We start from the raw sequence: 22,811 nt of genomic DNA on the forward strand, positions 1-22,811 counted from the left end.
TAATTATGGGCAATTGGGACTAGCTCAGGCCGGTCAATCAGGCAGTTCAGATATGGATCAGACGGCTGCGCCCAAGGTCAGCTTCGTGTCGCTCGGGTGTCCCAAGGCATTGGTGGATTCCGAGCGCATCATCACGCGCCTGCGGGCGGAGGGTTACGAGCTCGCCCGCAAGCATGACGGGGCCGACATCGTCATCGTCAACACCTGCGGCTTCCTCGACAGCGCCAAGCAGGAATCGCTCTCGGCGATCGGCGAGGCCATGGCCGAGAACGGCAAGGTGATCGTGACCGGCTGCATGGGCGCGGAACCGGAAGCGATCGAGCAGGCCTATCCGGGCGTGCTCTCGATCACCGGCCCGCAGCAATATGAGAGCGTGCTCGATGCCGTGCATCGCGCGCTGCCGCCGGCGCACAATCCGCATGTCGATCTGGTGCCCCCGCAGGGCATCAAGCTGACGCCGCGGCATTACGCCTATTTGAAGATCTCCGAGGGCTGCAACAACCGCTGCACCTTCTGCATCATCCCGAAGCTGCGCGGCGACCTCGTCTCGCGTCCGGCCAATGACGTGCTGCGCGAGGCCGAGCGGCTGGTCGGCGCCGGCGTCAAGGAACTGTTGGTGATCTCGCAAGACACCTCGGCCTATGGCGTCGATCTGAAATATGCCGAGAGCCCGTGGAAGGACCGCCAGGTCCGCGCCAAATTCCTCGATCTCGCGCGCGAGCTCGGCGAGTTCGGCGCCTGGGTCCGGCTGCAATATGTCTACCCCTACCCGCATGTCGACGAGGTCATCGCGTTGATGAACGAGGGCAAGGTGCTGCCCTATCTCGACATCCCGTTCCAGCATGCGAGCCCCGAGGTGCTGAAGGCGATGAAGCGGCCGGCGGCGCAGGACAAGACGCTGGCGCGGATCAAGCGCTGGCGCGAGGAATGTCCCGATCTCGCCCTGCGCTCGACCTTCATCGTCGGCTTCCCCGGCGAGACCGATGCCGATTTCGCCTATCTGCTCGACTGGCTGGATGAAGCCGAGATCGATCGCGTCGGCTGCTTCAAATACGAGCCGGTCGCCGGCGCCACGTCGAACACGATCGAGAATCCGGTGCCGGAAGAGGTCAAGCAGGAGCGCTACAACGCACTGATGGCCCGCCAGCAGAAGATCTCGGCACGCCGGCTGAAGCGCAAGGTCGGCACGCGCCAGCAGGTCATCATCGACGAGGTCGGCCCGACCGTCGCCAAGGGCCGCTCCAAGGCCGATGCGCCGGAGATCGACGGCGCGGTGTACCTGTCGAGCCGCCGCCCCCTGCGTGTCGGCGAGATCGTCACGGCGAAGATCGAGCGCGCCGACGCATACGATCTGTACGGCAGCGTCGCGGGGTTCTGACGGCGTTTCGCGCGCACTGACCGCGTCATGGCCGGGCTCGTCCCGGCCATCCACGCCTTGACGCGCGATACGAACGCATGACGACCTTGTATTAATGGCCGTATGCGATAGCGCAGTCGCTAACGTCGCTGGACCCTCATGCCGCTTCTCCCGACGCCTGTCGTACGTGATGCGCGGCGAACACCTCCTTGGCTGCGAACAGCCCGTTCAGCGCGGCCGGGAAGCCCGCATAGACAGCCATCTGCATGATGATCTCCACGATCTCGTCGCGAGACAGCCCGACGTTCAGACCCGCCTCGAGATGCACCTTGAGCTGAGGCGCGGCATTTCCGAGCGCCGTCAGCGCGGCGATCGTCGCGATCTCCCGATCGCGGAGGCCGAGGCCCGGGCGGCAGTAGATGTCACCGAAGGGAAACTCGATCACGTATCGCGCGAAATCCGGAGCTATGTCGGCGAGTGAAGCGACGACCTTTTCGCCGGCACTGCCGTCAATGCGTGACAGGGCCCGCTGGCCGCGATCGAAGCGGCTTTCGGCTTGTGTTTGGGCGTGCGTCATTTTCCTTCGTCCTCTGTTGGTCGCCGGCATAGCCGGCGATCTTGGTATCAAGGACGAGCAGGCATTCCTGGAGTTCGGCAATCTGCGTGCGAACCTGCTCCCGGTGGATTTCCAGCATCTGCCGCCGGGCGGGCCCGGTGGCGTCGCCTTCGTCACGAAGCGCCGCGTAACGCAACATGTCCCGGATCGGCATTCCGGTGGTCTTGAGTCGACCAAGGAATGCGATCCATGTGAGGATCGATGCGTCAAAATCACGCCGGCCGGAGCGATCCCGGTCAGCGTATGGCAGCAGCCCGATGCGCTCATAGTAGCGGAGCGTGTGGGTCGACAAGCCGGTTCGTTTTGCGAGGTCGCCGATCTTCATGTGTGCCCGTTCTCGTACTGACGCACGTACAGATACCCCTTCGAGCGCGCTCTAAGTCAAGGGGGATCGAAGGTGCCAGTCCTGTGACGTCAAGATGGCACGACAGCAGAAGATTTTGGCGCGCCGACTGGACGGCAGCATCGCGGGATTCCGAGCTTCAGGATGCCGCCAGCCATTTCGGCACCCAGCGCTCCGGCCTTGGCGCGCGAGCGAGATCGGCCTGGGCCTCGGACAATTCTGCCGGTTCGCCGTCGATGGTTGGGCGCACATCGTACTCGAAGCTCGGCATGATGCGGCCGTCGGCATAGAGGCCGAACTTCATCACGTACCACAGCCCAAGCTCTGGCTGCGCGCGGCGCATCTCCTCGCGCAGATCGCGCAGCAGGGACTCGATCGCGCCTGCTTCCTCGAACGGCTGCGGCCCGCGCGAAAGCACGCGCGCCTCATACTGCCTGCCGACGATCGCGACCTCGAAGCGCGTCTGGTCCCAGGGGTTCTTGCCCTTCGGCAGATGCGCAGCGAGCCGCCAGCCGAGCTCGGCCATCAGGCGGTGATTAGCCCAGTAGTCCTCGCGATCCCGGCTCCATTTTTCCACGAAGCCGCGGAAGTCGGGCAGCTCCGGCGCACCTTCTTCAGATGTCGACTTGTCGCCAGCCGCCTGCCCGGCGAGCCACTGCGCAAGCTCGACCGTCTGACACGGGACATCCTCGTGCGGCCGCAGATCGCTCCAGGCGCTGTCGAACTGCCGCGACGTCAGCCTGGCGAGCAAAGCATCGAGGCTTGGCGCCAGCAATTCGTAATCGCCCTCCGACCCCAGTCCCACGATCGGCGGATTGTCGCGGTCGAGACCGGCGCCATACCAGCCGCCGACGGCAGAGCCGTCCGGCAATCGCATGAACAGCGAGAACCTGTCGCGCAACGGACTGCCGTCGACGATCGGCGCATGATCTGCGAACTGGCCTTGCAGAGCGAAGCAGCCGACGCTGCCCCAGGGACGTCCCTCGAGCCAGCCGGCAAAGTCGACCAGCAGCCGCGGCGCGTCGATGCCCGGTGGAAATGCGCCGCGAATGCTGTCGAGGTCGATCGGATAAGGCGTGTCGGACAAGGCTGCAAACTGTCTGTTGGTCCCGCCCTCTTGGTCCGAGCCGCCGTGCGTCCGGTTCGAACCAAGTCGCGTATCTCGATCACAAACGCGCCAGCGATGCGATGGTTTCTGCGGGGCGGACAATGAAATGGCGAGCGGTCGCCGGTATCGGGATCGGACGATGCGCGCGCCGGTGACCGCATCGCTTCGCCCGCACGCTTCGTCGTCTCGACTGCCGCAGCGCCATGCGGGAGACTGTCTGCGGAACCTATTGTGACACTATAGTGCATTCACGCAGAGGTCACGGACTCGGCCTAACTCTGCCCGCGCTTTTCAACGCGAGCGAGGAACGAGGATGAGCCTCTCGGGTATGCTGCGCACACAGCGCTTCGACGATTACCGCTTCTACCACCAGAGCACCGTCAACCAGACGCTGCATCTCTTCAGCGCCGTGATCTTCCTGTTCTGCTACGCGCTGCTGTTCATAGACCCGGCGCTCGCCGGCATCGTCGGCTGGCTTGCGATGCTGACGCGGCAGACCGGGCATTTCTTCTTCGAGCCGAACGGCTATGACGCCGTCAACGGCGTCAGCAACGAGTACAAGGAAGCGGTCAAGGTCGGCTACAACCAGACCCGCAAGACCATCTTGCTCTTCGTCTGGGGCAGCGCCCCGATCGCGCTGTATTTCCATCCGACGCTGTTCGGGCTTTTCGATGCGCCGGCCGGGCGTCTCGACTTCATCCGGCATGTCGGCACGCTCTGGCTCGCGATCGGCATCGGCGGCGGACTTGCGCGCATGCTCCAGCTCTTCGTCACGCGCGACCTCACGACCGGCCTGGTATGGGCGTTCAAGGTGCTGACGGACCCGTTCCACAACATTGCGCTGTACTGGAATTCGCCGCTCAAGCTGATGCGCGGCGAACTGATCGACACTGCGATTGCGGACGCGGATTGGGGCGACGAAGACGCCGAGGAAGCCGCCCACCTGACCTGACCGATGCACGCCAAGCGGGTGCTCGGCTGAACGCCCGCTTGACAAGCCCCGGCATTCGCATGTATTGCCCCGCCCCATGATCAACCGGACCAACCAGCGCACCGCAATGCTCCGTCGTCGCTCCCGCGACGATGAGAGGGTGCGCCATGTCCGACGACGCCGCTGAACCACTAGAATTCAGCCAGGTTTTCGAGAAGGCCGCACCCGCAAGGTGCGGCCTTTCTGCTTTTTGCGCCCTTTTTCCACCCGCCTCCAGAGGAGTTCGACATGACGACGCATCCGTATGACGCGCTGATGGACATCACCGCACGGCCCAAGGCCGTGTTCGTCCGCGGCGCCGGCTCCTACCTCTGGGACGACAGCCGCAAGCGCTATCTCGATTTCGTGCAGGGCTGGGCCGTGAACTGCCTCGGCCACTCCCCGCCCGCGGTCGCCGACGCGCTTGGCGCGCAAGCCAGGCGGCTGCTGACGCCGAGCCCGGCGTTCTACAACGAGCCGACTCTCAAACTCGCGCAGACACTCGTCGAGAACAGTGCTTTCGATCAGGTGTTCTTCGCCAATTCCGGCGCGGAGGCCAATGAAGGCGCGATCAAGCTCGCGCGGAAATATGGCAGCGTGCACAAGGGCGGCGCGTTCGAGATCATCAGCTTCGAAGGCGGCTTCCATGGCCGGACGCTCGCGACGATGTCGGCTTCGGGCAAGAAGGCATTCGAGCCGCTGTTCGAGCCGAAGGTCGCGGGCTTCAAGAAGGCAAAGCTCAACGACATCGCCTCGGTGGAGAAGCTGATCAACGACAATACCGTCGCCGTGATGCTCGAGCCGATCCAGGGTGAATCCGGCGTGTGGCCCGCGACCGACCAGTTCCTGCAGCAGTTGCGCGCACTCACCGAGGCGCACGGCCTGCTGCTCATTTTCGACGAGATCCAGACCGGCATGGGTCGGACCGGCAAGCTCTTCCACTATGAGCACACCGGGATTGCGCCCGACATCATGACGCTCGGCAAGGGCATCGGCGGCGGCGTGCCGCTCGCCGCGCTGCTGGCGACCGAGCGCGCGTCCTGCTTCGAGCACGGCGACCAGGGCGGCACGTTCAACGGCAACCCGATCATGTGCGCGGCGGGGCTTGCGGTGCTCGAGGAAGTCGGCAAGCCGGACTTCCTGAAGGTGGTCAGCGAGACAGGCCTCTTGCTCGAAAGCGAGTTGCAGAAAGTCTCGGCCCGGCACGGGCTCGGCGGCGTACGCGGACGTGGGCTGTTGCTCGCGCTCGATCTCAAGCTGCCGATCGCGCCGGGCATCGTCGCGCAGGCGTTCGAAGCCGGCGTGCTCCTCAACGCGCCGCAGGTCGACACGCTGCGCTTCATGCCGGCACTGAACGTCACGAAGGCAGAGATCGCCGAGATGATCGATTGTCTCGACGGGATTCTGACCAAGGCCGGCGCTGCACGGCGCGTGGCGTAGACGTGGTGGTCTCGTGCCCCGGACGCAGCGCAGCGCCTCTTCGGCGGTGCGCTGCAGAGCCGGCGCCCATCTCTCCGCAGTGCGTGTTGCATCTGGGTCCCGGCTTGCGCCGCTCCGCGCGTTGCAGCTTGTCCGGGACACGAGAGTGGATCTCACGGAAAGACTACGGCTTCAGGATCGAGGCGCCCGTGGTCTTGCGGCTTTCGAGATCGATGTGCGCCTTGGCGGCGTCCTTGAGCGCATAGGCGTGGTTGATCGGCACGTGCAGCTTGCCATTGATGACGGCGGCGAACAGCGTGTCGGCACCCTCCAGCAGCTCCTTGCGTGTGCCGACATAGTCATTGAGCTTCGGCCGGGTCGCGAACAGCGAGCCGTGATTGTTGAGCTCGGCGATCGCGAACGGCGGCACCGGACCTGAGGCATTGCCGAAGGAGACGAACATGCCGCGCGGCTTCAGGCAGGACAGCGAGCCCGGGAAGGTCGCCTTGCCGACACCGTCATAGACGACGTCGCAGCCCTCGTTGCGGCTGATCTGCTTCACGCGGGCGACGAAATCCTCCTCGTTGTAGAGGATGACGTGATCGCAGCCATTGGCTTCCGCAAGCTCGGCCTTCTCGCGCGAGCCGACCGTGCCGATGACATGCGCGCCGAGTGCCCTCGCCCATTGGCAGGCAAGCAAGCCGATGCCGCCGGCGGCGGCATGAATCAGCACGCGGTGATGCGGCTCGACCTTGAACGTCTTGTGCAGGAGGTACCAGACGGTCAGCCCCTTCAGCATCAGCACGGCACCCTGCTCGTAGGTGATGTGGTCGGGCAGCTTAACCAGCTTCTCCCAGGGGATGTTGCGCTCGCCGGTATAGGCGCCGAGATTGTGATAATAGGCGACGCGATCGCCGGGATGAAAATTCGTGACGCCAGGCCCGACCGCGACAACTTCGCCCGCAGCCTCGTTGCCCGCGATGAAGGGCAGCCCCGGCGCCTTGTAGAGGCCGGTGCGGTAATAGACGTCGATGAAGTTGAGGCCGACCGCATGCTGGCGGATACGCACCTCGCCCGGCCCGGGCGCCGGCACGTCGACGCTCTCATAGACCAGGGCCTCGGGGCCTCCGACCTTGTGCACGCGGATGGCTTTGGTCATCATTTGACCTCCTCTTCTCGCGACTGAGCGAAAGCCATCGCGCCAGCCTTGTCAACTCGGGGCCGGCCGCGACGATCAAGCAGACGACTTGCCGGCTTTCCTGCGGTTGCGCCTGGCCAGCACGTTGAAGAATTCCACCGCCGCCGAAAACGCAATCGCGAAATAGATGTAGCCGCGTGGAATGTGAAACGCCAATCCGTCCGCGACCAGCGCGACGCCGATCAGCACCAGGAAGGCCAGCGCCAGCATCTTCGTAGTCGGATGCTCCGCGACGAATCGCGACACCGGGCCTGACGAAATGTACATGATCAGGCACGCGATCACGACGGCAGCCACCATGATCTCTATGTCCTGCGCCATGCCGATCGCGGTGATGATCGAATCCAGCGAGAACACGATATCGATGACGATGATCTGGACGATCACCCAGAAGAAGGCGCTCCCGCCGGACCTGCGGTCGCCCTCGCCCTGATCGGCCTCGACCTCGGCGTGAATTTCGTGCGTCGCCTTGGCGATCAGGAACAAGCCGCCGCCGATCAGGATGAGGTCGCGCCAGGAGAAGTCGTAACCTGCAAAAGAGAACACCGGCGCGGTCAGGCCGATCAGCCAGACCAGCACGCTGAGCAGGATGATGCGGAACACCAGCGCCAGCGCAAGCCCGATCTGGCGCGCGCGATGCGCCTGCTGCTCCGGGATGCGGGAGACGATCACCGAGATGAAGATGACGTTGTCGATGCCGAGCACGATCTCGAGCGCCGTCAAGGTCAGCAGCGCCGCCCAGGCTTCGGGGCTGGCAAGGAGCTCCATCATGCGAATGATTTCCCGAGCCGGATCAAGGCGTCGCTGAGGCTGATCCAGAGCGCGATGGCGCAGAGCACGAGCGTCACGCCGGTTCCGACGCGGAAATCCATCGCCAGCACGTAGAGGGCGAGCACGGCCCAGATCGCCATCAGCGACATGGTCAGCCAGCGCAGCCGTACGACGCGGACCGGATGCAGCACATGGAACGGCACGAAGGTCAGCACGACGAGTGCGGCCACCAGCAGCGTCGACCAAAGCGGCGGCCAGTGCAGCAGGAACAGATAGAACGCCGCCGCATTCCACAGCGCGGGGAAGCCGCGAAAATGATTGTCGTCGGCCTTCATGCGAAGGTCGGCGAAATATAACGCGCTGGTGACGATGATGGCGATGCCGAGCAAGGGCGCTGCGACCGGCAGCAGCAGGCCGCTGGCCACGATCGCATAGGCGGGGACGAAGACATAGGTGACGAAATCGACCACCAAATCGAGCACGTCACCCGACCAGTTCGGCTGCACGTTCTTGACGTCGAGCCGGCGCGCGATCGGTCCGTCGATCGCATCGATGACGAGGGCAATGCCGAGCCATTGAAACATCGCCGCCCAATGCTCGCGGACGGCCTCCAGCATGGCCAAGAGCGCGATCGCCGCACCGAACGCGGTGAAGATGTGCACCGAGAGTGCCGCGGCACGGACCACGGCGGTCGGCTTCAGGGAATCCTCTTGGCTGTCCATGGCTTCTGCTATCAGAATGGGGCCGATTTGCACATCCGCCATTGCGGCGCGCCGTCGCACAAGTCCCCGCCGCTCCGGAAAAATAGGTGGGCTTGAATTTGCCGTGGGTCGTGTCAAATGTCGTTCCATGGCAGACGCATCGACACTCCACGACGCGGCCGTGATCGGCGGCGGACCAGCGGGACTTGCAGCGGCGATCGCATTGGCGCAGTCCGGTGCCCGGACCGCGCTGGTGGCTCGGCGCGTGCCCTATGCCGACAATCGCACCACCGCGCTGCTCGGAGCCTCCGTCGATCTCCTGGAAGGCCTCGACGTCTGGCCGCGCTGCAAGGACAAGGCGGCCGCGCTGGAGATCATGCGCCTCGTCGACGACACCGGCCGGCTGTTCCGCGCGCCGGAGGTGCGGTTCTCCTGTCACGAAATCAGCCTCGATGCGTTCGGCTACAACATCGACAACCGTTCGCTGATGCTGGCGCTGGAACAGCGCGCGGCCGAGCTGGCCAACCTCGTCCGCTTCGATGACGAGGCCGAAAGCGTCGTCATCGAAGCCGACGACGTCGCGCTGCGCACAGCCTCCGGTCAGTTTCTCTCGGCCCGCCTTGTGGTCGGTGCCGACGGCCGGCACTCGCTGTGCCGCGAGGCCGCCGGCATCGAGGTGACGCGGCGCGAGCTGAACCAGACCGCGCTGACCTTCAACGTCGGCCACGCACGGCCGCATCGCAATGTCTCGACCGAGTTCCACACGCCGCATGGGCCTTGCGTGTTCGTGCCCCTGCCCGGCGATCGCTCCAGCATCGTCTGGGTTTCGGCGCCCGCGGAAGCCGAGCGGCTTCGCGGCTTGAGCGACGAGGAGCTGTCCGCCGCGATCGAGAAGCAGTCGCATTCGATCCTGGGACGCATGACGGTGGAGCCCGGGCGCAACCTGTTCCCGCTCGCGATCGAACGTCCAAAGTCCTTCGGCCGCGACCGCATCGCGCTGGTCGGCGAAGCCGCCCATGTGGTTCCGCCGATCGGTGCCCAGGGCCTCAATCTCGGCCTGCGCGACGCCGCCGACATTGCGCGGCTCGCGAACGACGCCATCGCCTCGGGGCAGGACCCCGGCGCGGACGAGATCCTCAGGCGCTACGACCGCGCGCGGAGGCCTGATATTTTGAGCCGCACCTTTGCGATCGACATCGCCAACCGCTCTTTGCTCAACGATTTCCTGCCGCTCCAGCCGGTCCGCGCCGTCGGCATGCACCTGCTCGGCGCCATCGGCCCGCTCCGGCGCTTTGCGATGCGCGAAGGGTTGACGCCGACCTGGCGGCGGTGACGGCAAGCTGGCCCGGCCGGCCCTTACGGGAACGCCAGCCGTCCGGTCTGGAGCAGCCACATCACACTGGTCAGCGTGACCACCGAGGCGAAGGTGCCGAGCAGCACTGCCACGGAGGCGGATTCGATCCAGGCGTCATTTTGCCGGGCGATCACGAACACGTTCAGCGCCGGCGGCAGCGAGGCCATCAGCACGGCGGTGGCCGCCCAGGGCTGTGCGAACGGACCGAACGCCAGCATCAGCCCGAACGCTGCGAGCGGATGAATCAGGAGCTTGACCGCGATCACGCCCGGCACCTCCCACGGCACCCGATCGAACGGGCGCAGCGCCACGGTCACACCGAGCACGAACAGCGCGGTCGGAGCGGCTGCGTTCTGGAGGAAGATGATGGTGCGGTCGAGCGCGACCGGCAGCTCGATATGGAGGGCGGCGACCGCGGCGCCGAAGCAGGCGGACATGATCAGCGGATTGAGCACGATCTGCTTCAGCACGACGCCGAAGGCGTGGACGAGCGAGGGATGGTCGCGGTCGGAAAGCTCGATCAAGAGCGGCACGATCGTGAACAGGAAGATGCTGTCGCAGCAGAAGATCAGCGCCGTCGGCGCCGACGCCTTCGGCCCCAGCACCGCGAGCGCCAGACCCGGCCCCATGTAGCCGATATTGCCGTAGCCGCCGGACAGACCCGCGAGCGTCGCCTCGCGCAGCGTCAGCCGGCCCAAGACCTTGCCAACGACCAGCGCCAGCGTGAACGCGGCAACCGTCGACAGCGTCGTCGCCACCAGGAATGGCGGGTTGTTCAATTCCGAAAACGGCGTCTTCGACATGATCGCGAACAGCAGCGCCGGCAGCGATACGTAGAGCAGGAAGAAGTTCATCCAGGCGAGGCCCGATTCCGGGAGGGATTTGACCTTGCCGCAGGCGAAGCCGACGAAGATCAAGCCAAAATAAGGCAACGCCAGATTGAGGATATCGACCATTGATGAAGTGTTTTCTGAAGGCTTGGGCGCTATCCGCCCCGGAAACGAAGGTTAATTCCAGACGAGGGCACTAGCATCGGCCACAATCCTGGTCTATCGACGGGGAATGATTAAAACGCGGACCGCGAAATTCCAGATCGGACAGGTCGTTCGCCACCGGATCTTCTCGTTCCGGGGGGTGATCTTCGACATCGATCCGGAATTCAACAACACCGAGGAGTGGTGGCTGTCGATCCCCGAGGAGGTGCGGCCCAACAAGGACCAGCCGTTCTATCACCTGCTCGCGGAGAACGCGGAATCGGAATATGTCGCCTACGTCTCCGAGCAGAACCTCTTGCCCGACGATTCCGGCGAGCCGGTCCGGCATTCCCAGGTCGCCGAGATCTTCATCAAGGACAAGGCCGGTGGCTATCGCCCGCGCAACTCGTCACTGAACTGATCGTCGCCGGAGGGCGGCAAGCAAAAAAGGCGCTCGAAACGAGCGCCTTTTTCATATCGGAATCTGGCCTGATTACTTCTGCGCGGTCGGAGGTGACCCGGGCGCGCCACCCTGCTGCTCGAGCTTCTTGCGCTGCTCGTCGGCCTTCTTCTGAAGCTCTTCCTGGAGCTTCTTCTGGGTTTCCTCGAACACCTTCGGGTCGGTCGGCGGACCATCATAGGCCTTCTGGAATTCGCCGGCGAGTGGCAGCGGCAGGGTCAGCGGCGCGCCGTTGGCGTTGATCGCCTGGACAATGAGATTCTGCCCCTTCTTCATGTTGTTGATGAGCTCGGGCGTGGCCTCGTAATCCGACATGCAGCCGTTCTGGAAGCAGATCACGTAGGGCTGCTGCAGCGGCGGGTTGTTGTCCACGATGATGCGGGTGCCGTGCACGAGCTGCATGCCGAGCGGCAGCGTCACGCGCAGGATCTTCTTGGGCTCTCCTTCCGGCTCGATGATGACGGCCGCGATGACCGGTTGTCCCGATTCGATGCGGCCATCCTTGCCGGTGAAGCAGACCTGCTTGGCGTTGGCATCCTGGCCCTTGAGACAGAACTTGGTCCAGGGGGCGTAGATCAGCTGGATCTGCTGGTCGGCGGGCTGGGCCGCGCCCTGCTGCCCGGGAGCGCCCTGGGCGGGAGCCTGCTGGGCTTGCGGAGACGCTGCCGGTGCCGGAGCCTTGGGGGCAGCCTTGGGAGCCGCTTTCGGGGCCGGGGCCGCTTTGGGTGCGCCCGGGGCTGGCGCAGGGGTCTGGGCCTCGGCGGCAAACGGAATGGCCAACGCCGTCGCCGTCAACAGGGCGAGAAGTCGCCCGCGCGGCCGGACGGACGCGGCCAAATAACGGAAATTCATTGCGGAAAACCCTTTCTGAACGGGAAGTGCCCGAACCGCTCCGAAGCGCCGAACCTGGCCGCCTTGGGCGCGGCTCTCTCCCCGTCAATTGAGGCGGATAGGTGACGGGCTCGACGCTCTTGCGCGATTGCCCGCCTTTTAACGTGGCCGACGAAAAGATCAATGCCGACAACCGCCTTTGGCCGGCTTGGCGCCAACGCCCCACCAAATTCCCTGTGATAGGATTCAGGCCCGCCGGTCGTCGAATCACCGTGTGCCGATGTTCATGTTCCAGTGCCTTCTCGAAGGCTGCGGCGTCCGCCTCTGCGTCCTCGCCCTCGCTGTGGTCACCGGACTTTCGGCACGCGCCGCCCGGGCGGAGGAGGCTCACGCCATCGCCATGCACGGCAAGCCGGCAATGCCGGTCGACTTCACCCACATGCCCTACGCCAACCCCGATGCCCCCAAGGGCGGCCGCTTGACCTGGGGTGTTCTCGGAACCTTCGACAGCCTCAATCCCTTCATCGTGAGAGGGTTGCCCGTACAGCAGATGCGGGGCTACGTGGTCGAGAGCCTGCTGGCACGCGGCAATGACGAGCCGTTCACGCTCTACGGCCTGCTCGCCAGGACGGTCGAAACCGACGACGAGCGGAGCTTCGTCACCTTCCGCCTCGATCCGCGCGCCCGCTTCTCCGACGGCAGGCAGGTCGCGGCCGAGGACGTGCTGTTCTCCTGGCAGCTGCTGCGCGACCACGGCCGCCCCAACCTCCGGCAGTATTACGCCAAAGTTGTCAAGGCCGCGGCGCTCGATCCCCTCACCGTCCGCTTCGATCTCGCAGGTGCCAACGACCGCGAGCTGCCGTTGATTCTCGGCCTGATGCCGATCCTGCCGAAGCACGGAATCGACGTCGCGACCTTCGAGGAGACCACGCTGACGGCGCCGGTCGGCTCGGGCCCTTATCGGGTCACGGCCGTGAAGCCCGGAGCCAGCGTGACGCTCACCCGCAATCCCGACTATTGGGGCCGCGACCTCGCCATCAACCGAGGGCTCTACAATTTCGACGAGATCCGGCTCGATTATTTTCGCGAGGCCAACGGCCAGTTCGAAGCGTTCAAACGCGGCCTCTACGATTTCCGCATCGAGCACGAGCCGCTGCGCTGGCACGACGGCTACGATTTTCCAGCCGCGCGAAGCGGCGAAGTGATCCGCGACACCGTCAAGCCCGGGGTGCCGCAACCTTCCGAATTCCTGGTGTTCAACACCCGCCGTCCGATCTTCGCCGACATCCGGGTGCGCCAGGCCCTGACGCTGCTGTTCGATTTCGAGCTGGTCAACCGCAACTACTTCTTTGGCCTCTACTCGCGCGTCGCCGGCTATTTCGCCGGCTCGGACCTGTCGGCCTATGGCCGCCCGGCGGATGCACGCGAACGCGAGCTGCTCAAGCCGTTCGCCGCACGGATTCCGCCCGATATCATGGATGGCAGTTATCGCCTGCCGGTCACCGACGGGTCGGGCCGCGACCGCACCACGCTGCGCGCCGCGCTAAAGCTGTTGTCGGAGGCCGGCTACGAGCTCAACGGCAACGTGCTGCGCAACCGCGCGACCAAGGCGCCCTTCACCTTCGAGATCATGGTCACGACCCGCGATCAGGAGCGCATCGCGCTCGCCTTCCAGCGTGACCTCAAGCGCGCCGGCATCGAGCCGACCGTTCGCTCGGTCGATCCCGTGCAGTTCGACCAGCGCCGGCTCGCTTACGAGTTCGACATGATCCAGAACCGCTGGGACCAGTCGCTCTCGCCCGGCAACGAGCAATATTTCTATTGGGGCAGTGCTGCCGCGGACAATCCCGGCACCCGCAATTACATGGGCGCCAGGGATCCCGCGGTGGATGCCATGATCGCCGCCCTGCTGGAGGCCCGTGAACGTACGGATTTCGTCCCGGCGGTGCGGGCGCTCGACCGCGCTCTGATCGCGCGCTTCTACACAATCCCGCTGTTTAACGTCTCCGAGCAATGGATCGCGCGCTGGAATCGGATAGAACGGCCCAAGGTCACCTCGCTCTCGGGCTATTTGCCGGAGACCTGGTGGTCGAAGAGGCAGCCGCAAGCTCATCAAGCAAAGTGACGCCGTGAATCAGCCAGCAATTTCGCCGACGCTCGACACACTATTTCAGCGCACGCTGATGCGGCAGCCGCACGCGCTTGCTCTGCTCGATCCCCTCAACAAGGCGCGCGTGACCGGGCACCAGCCGCGGCGGATGACCTATGCCGAGGCCGATACGGCCATCGAGGCGCTGTCGGCGCATTTCGTCGAATCGGGCCTGCCGGCCAATTCCGTGATCGCGATCCAGCTGCCGAATACGATCGAGTTCGTGCTCACCGTGCTCGCCGCCCATCGCGCCGGCCTCGTCGTCGCGGTGCTGCCGCTGCTCTGGCGACACGCGGAACTGACCGCCGCGCTGAACCGCACCGCGGCGCGCGCCATCGTCACCATGAGCACGGTCGACGGCGTCAGCTATGCCGACCTCGCGATGCATGCCGCAGCCGAAGCCTTCTCCATCCGTCACGTTTGCGGCTTCGGCGCCGATCTCCCGGAAGGCATGGCGTCGCTCGACGATGTCCTCGCCCGCCCGCCCGGCCTCACGCGCGCCGTGATTCAGGACGGCCGCAAGGCGGCGATGATCTCCTTCGACGTCACCGCCGAAGGCTTCCGTCCCGTGCCGCGGCCGCATTTCAGCATGATCGCCGGGGGACTCGCCATGTCGCTGGAAGCCGACATCAGGCAGGGTGCGACCGTGATGGCGGCATTCGCCCCGATGTCGTTCGCGGGCCTCGCCTCCTCGCTCGCGGTATGGCTGCTCTCGGGCGGCACGCTGGCGCTGCATCACCCGTTCGAGAACGAGGTGCTGGAGCAGCAGGTCAACGAGCACGAATGCGAGGTGCTGATCGCGCCGGGGCAGCTCGCGTTGCGGCTCGGTGCTGCCGACCTCGCGGCACGGATGCCCTCGTTGCGCAACGTCATCGGCCTGTGGCGCGCGCCCGAGCAGGTTGCGGCGAGCGATGCCTGGATCGCGCCGCATGCGCCGCTGACCGACGTCTATCTGTTCGGCGAGGCCGGACTGTTCGGAGCCCGCCGCGGCGAGGACGGCATGCCGGTACCGGTCATGCCGGGGCCGCACGGCGCCCCGCGCGAGCAGTCGGGCTCCTCCATTGCCGGCGAAATCCTGCTGACACCCAAGGGCACGCTCGGCCTGCGCGGCGCGATGGTGCCGATCGCGGCCTACGCCCCGCCGCAGCCGGTCGGCGAGACGCTGACCGCGCAGCCGCCGCGCGACTATGTCGACACCGGCTACGCCGCGCGGCTCGACCGTCCGAGCGGCGCGATCTGCATCACTGCGCCGCCCTCCGGCATCATGGCCGTCGGCGGCTACCGCTTCCTCTCCAACGATCTCCAGGAATGGGCGCGCCGGCTCGGCCAGGGCGCCCTGCTCACGGCGCTGCCCGACCGCCTCTCGGGTCACCGGCTGGCCGGACGCGCCCAGGACAATGCCCGCGCCCGCGAGGCGCTCAACGAGCTCGGGCTTAACCCCCTGATGGTCGAGGCCTTTCGCGACCGCTCCGGGCCGGTCTAGGCATAGTTTTGCGCGTTCCGTTGACGCTGCATTAAGGCGGCCAAACTAGATTGCGCGACATCTGTTGCTTGATCAGAGTTTGTGGATGTCTCAGGCGGGCCCGATCCTGTTTGTGTCCGATACCGAGCGCCCCGCCTTCGCGGCAGCGCTGGACGAAGCCCGGCTCTTTCCCGTCGTCGACACCGATTGGACGAGTGCGGCGCGCGCGGTCGATGAGGTGCAGCCGGCCGCGGTTCTCGCTGCGCTGCATGCCGGACACGAGCCGCATGTGGCCGCGCTCGCAAAGAAGATCGCCGACCAATCGCCTTACGTTCCCTTCGTGACGCTGGATGTGGCGGGCACGCTGCCGCACAACGCCCTGCCCTTCTCCTCGCGCGGCGGCAATCCCGAGCGCCTGATCGCGCGGCTCCGTGCCGCGCTACGCGTGCGCACACTGCATGCAACGGTTCTGCGCCGGCTGCCGGAAGCGAAGGTCGCGCTGCCGGACGGCGATCCCGCACGCGATGCCACCGTGCTCCTGATCGGTCGTGGCGCGGCCTATCCCGCGCTCTCCGTCGCGCTCGGCGAGCGCGTCGGCGTGGTCGGCGCGCTCTCGATCGAAGCCGCCGCCAAACACCTCAACACCCGCGACCTCGACGGCGTCGTGCTCGCCGAAGGTTTTACCCCGCGCGTGACCGATGCCTTCCTCACGGTGCTCGCGGAGGACACCCGCTTCCGCAGCCTGCCGGTGGTCCTCACCGCTCATCAGCTGACGCAGACTTATGATTTGCCCAATCTCGAGCTGATTGCGGGCGAGCCGGCGAAGGTCGCCGCCAATGCGCTGCCCTTGATCCGCCAGCACGCGATGGAAGCACAGCTGAGCCGCACGCTGCGCTCGATCGATGCCGGCGGCTGGCTCGATCCGCGCAGCGGCCTGCTCACGGTCGAGGCCTTTGCCCGCGATTTCGCCAAGGCGGTCGAGCAGGCGCTCGCCCGCGGCGGCGGCCTCTCGGTCGCCCGCTTCGCTTTCGATCCCGGCAATTCCCGGGCCCAGCTCGATGCCGCGCGCATCCTCAGCCGCCTGATGCGGCAGATGGATTTTGGCGCGGCGCAGAAGGACGGTTCGGTGATTGTCGCGTTCGCGGAGACCGACTTCCGCACGGCGCACATGATCGCCCGCCGTCTGTCGGCGGTGATGCGGCACACCTCGAACGGCAAGCACGAGATGCGCAGCGATCCCGTGGTCAGCGTGGATTCGCTGTCCCCGTCGGATACAGCGCGGTCGCTGCTGGCGCGGTTGTCCGCCGACGCGTCGCGGGCGGCATCCTAGCCGTTTGAAGCATCTCCTGACTTGACGGGTTCGTTGACGCCTGCCGCTACGTCTGCGCTAGACTAAACGCCACCATTCGCCGTCGATTTCGCGTGGACCGGCTGGGCGGGAGTGACCAGGAGAAAGCTAACGGAGTCGCTCAGGAGTTCGTGGGCGCGATCGACAATGTCCTCCAGAGAGATCGTCTTCGCGAACATGCGCTGCGCTTCGGCCAGCAGCTGGTCGCGAGTCGGCACGCTGGGCAAACGCAAGTCGGCACGCTGCTGCAACAGAAGGAGCGCGTCCCGCAGCGACAATTCGGTTTCATGAATCGATGTCTTGATCGCCGACGCGATGTGTTCGGGATTGAAGCGGCCGGCAAGCTGCTCGGCCGCTTGCCTTATCGCGCGCGATCCCAGCCGATGCTCGTTGCGCAGAACCTGCACGGGTGGCGTCTTCAGATCCCAGACAATTCCGAGCCAGGACATCACCACCAGAACATAATAGGTCAGATCGATTTCATACCAGTAGAAGCCCTGCCGGGCGCTGGCCTGATAGGCGTGGTGGTTGTTGTGCCACCCCTCCCCCATCGTCAGCAATGCGAGCAGCCAGTTGTTTCGAGAGTCATCGCCCGTCACATACCGTTTGCGTCCATGAACATGTGCGAGCGAGTTGATGCAGAACGTAGCGTGATACAGAACCACGGTGCTCCAGAGGAATCCGACCACGAGTCCCGACCACCCGCCGATGAGGAAGCAGAGCCCCGCGAGCACGACCGCCGGCAAAAGCTCCAGTCTGTGCAGCCACATCAACTCGGGATACGACGCCAGATCCGACACTTTCACCAGGTCGGTCCCGTCGTGCTGCCGATAGAATATCCAACCGACATGGCTGTACAAGAAGCCCTTGTGCCGGGGTGAATGCACATCCTGCGCCGTATCCGAGTGCAGGTGATGATGGCGATGCTTGGCAGCCCACCACAGAACGCTTTTCTGAGCGCTGCTCTGGGCAAGGAAGGCAAGGACGAATTGAAACACCCGGCTCGTCGCGTAGGCCCGATGCGAAAAGTACCGGTGATATCCGGCCGTGATCGCAAACATGCGCAGCCAATACAGAACGATGCAGATTGCGACGGCTTGCCACGAAATGCCGGACCAGACCGCCGCGGCGCATCCTGCGTGGATCAACAGAAATGGCAGCACCTGCGGATACATGACATCATCATGTTCGCGGCCTTGCTCGATATTCACGGACACGCTCGAACCTCAGCTGTTTCGGTGGGCAGACCACCGCGCATGCGGTGCAAAAAACCCGCGGCCGGTAAACCAGTCGCGGGTCGCAAGAACCTGAAGCTCTGCCAATACATCCATGGTCAAAGCGACAAGCGCCGGCTGCGGCAGCTTATGCGGCGCGCAGATTGTCCGCAGCAGACTTGCCGGTCCGGCGGTCTGCAACGACGTCGAAGGAAACCTTCTGACCCTCGTCGAGGGAGCTCATGCCCGCACGTTCAACCGCGCTGATATGAACGAAAACGTCCTGGCCTCCTTGGTCCGGCTGAATGAAACCGAAGCCCTTTTGGCTGTTGAACCACTTCACAGTTCCCGTCGTCATGGGGAGTGTCCTTTAGATAGATAAGTCTTTAGAGCCGCACAGGAGTGCGGTCAGTGAATTCGAGATCTGGAGGGAGGGTCATCAGTCAGGCGCGCAAATAGCGGCGAGGCCAAGTCGTTCGGCCGAAACTCGAAGATCCGAACATGGCTATTTATTAGTCATTCCGCAAGTGACGATATGTCGCCCCCTTCGGGCCCAAGTGCGGTGCGCTGTTCGCGCTGTCCACACTTGGCTGAAGTAGCCGCTTACGCCGCCTTCTTGCTCTCGGCGAGCTGCGCCAGCTGCCGCATGATCTCCGTGGTGCCGGCAAGACGCTCTTCCGGGGTCTCCCAGTCCTGCAGGAACACAACCTTCATGTCGGGCCGCACCTTGGCGGCCTGGCCGTGGCTGCGGATGAAGGTCACGAGGCGGTCGGGATAGGCGAAGGAATTGTCGCGGAAGGCGATGACGGCGCCCTTTGGACCGGCATCGATCTTCTCGACATTGGCTCTGCGGCAGAACGCCTTGATCGCGGCGACCTTGAAGAGATAACGCACCTCGTCCGGCAGCACGCCGAACCGGTCGCGCATCTCCGCGCCGAAATTCTCGATCTCCTCCTCGGTATCGAGATCGGCAAGGCGCCGGTACAGCGACAGCCGCACCGAGAGATCGCTGACATAGTCTTCGGGAATCAGCACGGGCATGCCGATGGTGATCTGCGGCGACCAGCGGTCGGCTGCAGGCTCGGAGACGCCGGCCTTGAGGTTGACGATCGCCTCCTCCAGCATCGATTGATAGAGCTCGAAGCCGACCTCCTTGATGTGGCCGGACTGCTCCTCGCCCAGGAGATTGCCTGCGCCGCGAATGTCGAGATCGTGGGAAGCGAGCTGGAAGCCTGCGCCCAGCGTCTCCAGCGATTGCAGCACCGTGAGGCGGCGTTCGGCCTGCGCCGTGATCTTCTGCTGCGCCGGGAGCGTGAACAGCGCATAGGCCCGCAGCTTGGAGCGGCCGACGCGGCCGCGCAGCTGATAGAGCTGGGCCAGGCCGAACATGTCGGCGCGGTGCACGATCAGCGTGTTGGCGTTGGGGATGTCGAGGCCGGACTCGACGATCGTGGTCGACAGCAGAATGTCGAACTTGCCGTCGTAGAACGCGGTCATGATGTCCTCGATCACGGCGGGCGGCATCTGGCCGTGCGCGACCGCGACCTTCATCTCCGGCACGTTCTTGTCGATGAAGTCCTTGACCTCGGCGAGATCGTCGATGCGCGGCACCACGTAGAACGCCTGACCGCCGCGATAGCGCTCGCGCAAGAGCGCTTCGCGGATCATCAGGGGATCATGCGGGGCGACGAAGGTACGCACTGCCAAGCGATCCACCGGAGGCGAGGCGATGATCGAGAGCTCGCGCACGCCGGTGAGCGCCAGCTGCAGCGTCCGCGGGATCGGCGTCGCCGACAGCGTCAGCACGTGCACCTCGGCACGGAGCGCCTTCAGCCGCTCCTTGTGGCTGACGCCGAAATGCTGCTCCTCGTCGACGATGAGCAGGCCAAGGTCGCGGAACTTGATCGCCTTGCCGAGCAGCGCATGGGTGCCGACGACGATGTCGACGGAGCCGTCGGCGAGGCCCTTCTTGACCTGGTTCAGCTCCTTGGTCGGGATCAGCCGCGAGGCCTGGGCGACGTTCACCGGAAAGCCCTTGAAGCGCTCGGTGAAGGTCCTGTGGTGCTGGCGGGCGAGCAGCGTGGTCGGCACCACCACCGCGACCTGCTTGCCGTCGAGCGCGACCGCAAAGGCGGCGCGCAGCGCGACTTCCGTCTTGCCGAAGCCGACGTCGCCGCAGATCAGCCGGTCCATGGGCCGGCCCTTTTCGAGGTCCTTCAGCGTGGACTCGATGGCGCCGAGCTGGTCCTCGGTCTCGTCATAGGGGAAGCGCGCGCAGAACTCGTCATAGAGGCCCTGCTGCACGGGCAATTTGGGCGCCTCGTGCAGCATGCGCTCGGCGGCGATCTTGATCAGCTCGCCCGCGATCTCGCGGATGCGATTTTTCAGCTTCGCCTTGCGGGTCTGCCATCCCGAGCCACCGAGGCGGTCGAGCTCGACCGTGGTCTGGTCGGAGCCGTAACGGGACAGCAGCTCGATGTTCTCGACCGGGAGAAACAGCTTGGTCTCGGCGGCATAGTGCAGCTCGAGGCAGTCATGCGGCGCGCCGGCGACATCCAGGGTTTGCAGGCCGATGAAGCGGCCGATGCCGTGCTCGACGTGGACGACGATGTCGCCGGCAGCAAGGCTCGTTACCTCCGAGATGAAATTGTCGAGCTTGCGGCTGGCCTTGCGCGGCCGCACTAGGCGGTCGCCGAGAATGTCCTGCTCGCTGATGAGGGCGATCTCGTCGGTCTCGAAACCGCTTTCGAGGCCGAGCACGGCGAGCATGGTCTCGTTGCGCGGCGTCGCCTGCACCGTCCGCCAGCTGTTGACGCTGGTGGTGTGGGCGAGCTTGTGATCGCGCAACATCGACGTCATGCGATCGCGCGAGCCTTCGGTCCAGAGCGCGATCACGACCTTCTTGCGCTGAGCTTGCAAGGCCATCACGTGCGCGACGACGGATTCGAACACGTTGACGGCGGTGTCGTTGCGCTCCGGGGCGAAGTCGCGGCCCTTGCGCGCGCCGGCATCGACGACACTCGTTCCGTCAGTCGGCACGGAGAACGGCGTCAGCCGCGCCAACGGGATATCGCCGAGGCGCTTGCCCCATTCCTCGTCGGTCAGGTAGAGCCGATCGGGCGGCAGCGGCTTGTAGATCGCGCCGCCGCCGGGATGCTCCATCGCCTCGCGCCGGGCCTGGTAGTAGTCGAGGATCTGCTTGAAGCGCTCGCGGACGGCATCCTCGGCCTGCGGCTCGATCGCAACAGTCGCGCCCTGCAGATAGTCGAACAGCGTGTCCATCCGGTCCTGGAACAGCGGCAGCCAGTGCTCCATGCCGGGATGGCGGCGGCCTTCGCTGACCGCTTCATACAGCGCATCGTCGCGCTCGGGCGCGCCGAACTCGGCGACATAGCCCATGCGGAAACGGCGGATGGTATCGGTGACGAGCTGGAATTCCGAGACCGGCACGAGGTCGAGCGAGCGCATGTCGAGCAGCGTGCGCTGGGTCTCGGCGTCGAAGCTGCGGATCGATTCCAGGCTGTCGCCGAAGAAGTCGAAACGGACCGGCTGTTCGAGGCCGGCCGGAAACAGATCGAGGATGCCGCCGCGCACGGCGTATTCGCCGGGCTCGCGCACGGTCGAGGAACGGTTGTAGCCGTTGTGCTCGAGCCAGGCGACGACGTTGTCCATCGGCACCACATTGCCCGGCGCGACCGACAGCGCCTGCGCCGCGACGAGTTCGCGCGCGGGCACGCGCTGCACCACCGCGTTCACCGTGGTCAGCACGATCAGCGGCTTGTCGCTGCCGGTGAGCGAGGCGAGTCGCGCCAGCGTGGTCAGGCGCTGCGCCAGGATGCCGCCATGCGGCGAGACGCGGTCATAGGGCTGGCAGTCCCAGGCCGGAAAGGTCAGCACCGGCAGATCCGGCGCGAAGAATCTCAGCGCGCGTTCGAGCTGCTGCATGCGCCCGCCGTCGCGGCACACGACCGCAAGGCTGACGGCCGGCTTCTTCGGCCGCGCCGCGATGGCGCGGGCGAGATCGGAGACGACGAGACCTTCGGCGCCCTCGGCGACATTGGCAAGCGTCAGCGCGCGGCCGGGCGTGAGCAGCTCAGCCGGCGACTTCATCCCCTGCTTCATAGATTGCCGTCCGTGATCGGAAACGCCTTGATGCGGGCGAACAGCGCACCGGTGACATCGGCCGGCAGCACCTTGTCGCCGGTGATGGCGGCATAGAGATCGGGATCGTTGACCTCGAGCAAGGTCTCGAGCTGGCTCAGCTCGTCATCGGACAAGTTGCCGATCTCGGCATCCGCGAAACGGCCGAGGATCAGGTCCATCTCACGCGTGCCGCGGTGCCAGCAGCGGAACAGAAGCCGCTTGCGGCGGTCGTCCAGCCCGTCGCTCGATCGTGTCGTTCCCGTCATGTCTCAAATCCAGCCAAACGCAGAAAGCCCGGACGTGCCGGGCCGGGGTGATATAGCCACTCGAGGCGGCCGTGTCAGCCCTTTGTTGTTGCAATTGTTTACGGTCGTCATTGCCGGGCTTGCCGTC

General features: G+C 65.2%; 20 protein-coding genes. 8 read left to right on the plus strand and 12 right to left on the minus strand.

The features are described 5' to 3' along the window. The first annotated feature begins 52 nt into the window (after positions 1-52). Positions 53-1,378: a 30S ribosomal protein S12 methylthiotransferase RimO gene (gene rimO / locus ABIG06_RS31675; RefSeq protein ID WP_370139894.1), complete on the plus strand. Its 1,326-nt coding sequence runs from the start codon at positions 53-55 to the stop codon at positions 1,376-1,378. Between the two features lie 136 nt (positions 1,379-1,514). Here the strand turns inward: rimO and ABIG06_RS31680 are convergent, their stop codons facing one another. The 3 genes from ABIG06_RS31680 to ABIG06_RS31690 all read right to left on the minus strand — a co-directional run bounded on the left by ABIG06_RS31680 (position 1,515) and on the right by ABIG06_RS31690 (position 3,403). Continuing rightward, the gene (locus tag ABIG06_RS31680; protein WP_370139895.1) at positions 1,515-1,934 is read right to left on the minus strand and encodes a carboxymuconolactone decarboxylase family protein; all 420 of its coding nucleotides are present in this window, start codon (positions 1,932-1,934) and stop codon (positions 1,515-1,517) included. Continuing rightward, positions 1,867-2,298, minus strand: a complete 432-nt coding sequence (locus ABIG06_RS31685; protein ID WP_370139896.1) for a MerR family transcriptional regulator — start codon at positions 2,296-2,298, stop codon at positions 1,867-1,869. Before ABIG06_RS31685 ends, ABIG06_RS31680 begins: the two co-directional genes overlap by 68 nt. Before the next feature lie 157 nt (positions 2,299-2,455). Then, on the minus strand, positions 2,456-3,403 hold the full coding sequence (locus ABIG06_RS31690) for a hypothetical protein (protein ID WP_370139897.1): 948 nt from the start codon (positions 3,401-3,403) through the stop codon (positions 2,456-2,458). 334 nt (positions 3,404-3,737) lie between these two features. Between ABIG06_RS31690 and ABIG06_RS31695 the strand changes: the two genes are divergently transcribed. Beyond that, positions 3,738-4,376, plus strand: coding sequence for a hypothetical protein (locus tag ABIG06_RS31695; RefSeq protein WP_370139898.1), 639 nt, complete (start codon positions 3,738-3,740; stop codon positions 4,374-4,376). A 267-nt stretch (positions 4,377-4,643) separates the two neighbouring features. Then, positions 4,644-5,834 carry an acetylornithine transaminase gene (locus ABIG06_RS31700; protein ID WP_370139899.1) on the plus strand — a complete coding sequence of 397 codons (1,191 nt, stop codon included), beginning with the start codon at positions 4,644-4,646 and terminating at the stop codon, positions 5,832-5,834. A 163-nt stretch (positions 5,835-5,997) separates the two neighbouring features. Here ABIG06_RS31700 and ABIG06_RS31705 read toward each other — a convergent pair whose 3' ends face one another. From ABIG06_RS31705 to pcsA, 3 genes are all read right to left on the minus strand, one after another. After that, positions 5,998-6,972 (minus strand): quinone oxidoreductase family protein, encoded by a 975-nt coding sequence (locus ABIG06_RS31705; protein WP_370140957.1) that lies wholly within the window; start codon positions 6,970-6,972, stop codon positions 5,998-6,000. A 75-nt stretch (positions 6,973-7,047) separates the two neighbouring features. After that, positions 7,048-7,782 (minus strand): TerC family protein, encoded by a 735-nt coding sequence (locus tag ABIG06_RS31710; RefSeq protein WP_124158274.1) that lies wholly within the window; start codon positions 7,780-7,782, stop codon positions 7,048-7,050. Then, positions 7,779-8,546: a phosphatidylcholine synthase gene (gene pcsA / locus ABIG06_RS31715; RefSeq protein ID WP_370139900.1), complete on the minus strand. Its 768-nt coding sequence runs from the start codon at positions 8,544-8,546 to the stop codon at positions 7,779-7,781. The genes ABIG06_RS31710 and pcsA overlap by 4 nt, the downstream gene beginning before the upstream one ends. Positions 8,547-8,631: 85 nt before the next feature. Here pcsA and ABIG06_RS31720 point away from each other — a divergent pair, with 85 nt between their 5' ends. Then, on the plus strand, positions 8,632-9,816 hold the full coding sequence (locus ABIG06_RS31720; protein WP_124158272.1) for a UbiH/UbiF family hydroxylase: 1,185 nt from the start codon (positions 8,632-8,634) through the stop codon (positions 9,814-9,816). A 23-nt stretch (positions 9,817-9,839) separates the two neighbouring features. Here ABIG06_RS31720 and ABIG06_RS31725 read toward each other — a convergent pair whose 3' ends face one another. Next, positions 9,840-10,793: an AEC family transporter gene (locus tag ABIG06_RS31725; protein WP_124158271.1), complete on the minus strand. Its 954-nt coding sequence runs from the start codon at positions 10,791-10,793 to the stop codon at positions 9,840-9,842. A 106-nt stretch (positions 10,794-10,899) separates the two neighbouring features. Between ABIG06_RS31725 and hspQ the strand changes: the two genes are divergently transcribed. After that, positions 10,900-11,232 carry a heat shock protein HspQ gene (gene hspQ, locus ABIG06_RS31730; RefSeq protein WP_124158270.1) on the plus strand — a complete coding sequence of 111 codons (333 nt, stop codon included), beginning with the start codon at positions 10,900-10,902 and terminating at the stop codon, positions 11,230-11,232. 72 nt (positions 11,233-11,304) lie between these two features. On the opposite strand, the gene ABIG06_RS31735 is transcribed toward hspQ, so the two are convergent. After that, entirely contained in the window at positions 11,305-12,123 is an 819-nt protein-coding gene (locus tag ABIG06_RS31735) for an invasion associated locus B family protein (protein WP_370139901.1), read from the minus strand. A 259-nt stretch (positions 12,124-12,382) separates the two neighbouring features. Here ABIG06_RS31735 and ABIG06_RS31740 point away from each other — a divergent pair, with 259 nt between their 5' ends. The 3 genes from ABIG06_RS31740 (at position 12,383) to ABIG06_RS31750 (ending at position 17,043) form a co-directional block, all read left to right on the plus strand. Beyond that, positions 12,383-14,227 carry an extracellular solute-binding protein gene (locus ABIG06_RS31740; RefSeq protein ID WP_370140958.1) on the plus strand — a complete coding sequence of 615 codons (1,845 nt, stop codon included), beginning with the start codon at positions 12,383-12,385 and terminating at the stop codon, positions 14,225-14,227. A gap of 4 nt (positions 14,228-14,231) precedes the next feature. Beyond that, on the plus strand, positions 14,232-15,734 hold the full coding sequence (locus ABIG06_RS31745) for an AMP-binding protein (protein ID WP_370139902.1): 1,503 nt from the start codon (positions 14,232-14,234) through the stop codon (positions 15,732-15,734). A gap of 85 nt (positions 15,735-15,819) precedes the next feature. Further along, positions 15,820-17,043, plus strand: coding sequence for a GGDEF domain-containing protein (locus tag ABIG06_RS31750; protein ID WP_370139903.1), 1,224 nt, complete (start codon positions 15,820-15,822; stop codon positions 17,041-17,043). 62 nt (positions 17,044-17,105) lie between these two features. On the opposite strand, the gene ABIG06_RS31755 is transcribed toward ABIG06_RS31750, so the two are convergent. The 4 genes from ABIG06_RS31755 to ABIG06_RS31770 all read right to left on the minus strand — a co-directional run bounded on the left by ABIG06_RS31755 (position 17,106) and on the right by ABIG06_RS31770 (position 22,684). Further along, positions 17,106-18,236: an acyl-CoA desaturase gene (locus ABIG06_RS31755; protein WP_370140959.1), complete on the minus strand. Its 1,131-nt coding sequence runs from the start codon at positions 18,234-18,236 to the stop codon at positions 17,106-17,108. 187 nt (positions 18,237-18,423) lie between these two features. Further along, on the minus strand, positions 18,424-18,633 hold the full coding sequence (locus ABIG06_RS31760) for a cold-shock protein (protein ID WP_124158264.1): 210 nt from the start codon (positions 18,631-18,633) through the stop codon (positions 18,424-18,426). A gap of 245 nt (positions 18,634-18,878) precedes the next feature. After that, positions 18,879-22,397, minus strand: a complete 3,519-nt coding sequence (mfd, locus tag ABIG06_RS31765) for a transcription-repair coupling factor (RefSeq protein WP_370139904.1) — start codon at positions 22,395-22,397, stop codon at positions 18,879-18,881. Continuing rightward, positions 22,394-22,684, minus strand: a complete 291-nt coding sequence (locus ABIG06_RS31770; RefSeq protein ID WP_124158262.1) for a succinate dehydrogenase assembly factor 2 — start codon at positions 22,682-22,684, stop codon at positions 22,394-22,396. The genes mfd and ABIG06_RS31770 overlap by 4 nt, the downstream gene beginning before the upstream one ends. Between the last annotated feature and the right edge of the window lie 127 nt (positions 22,685-22,811).

Origin of the sequence: Bradyrhizobium sp. USDA 326, assembly GCF_049739485.1 — a bacterium.
Taxonomy (GTDB): Bacteria; Pseudomonadota; Alphaproteobacteria; order Rhizobiales; family Xanthobacteraceae; genus Bradyrhizobium.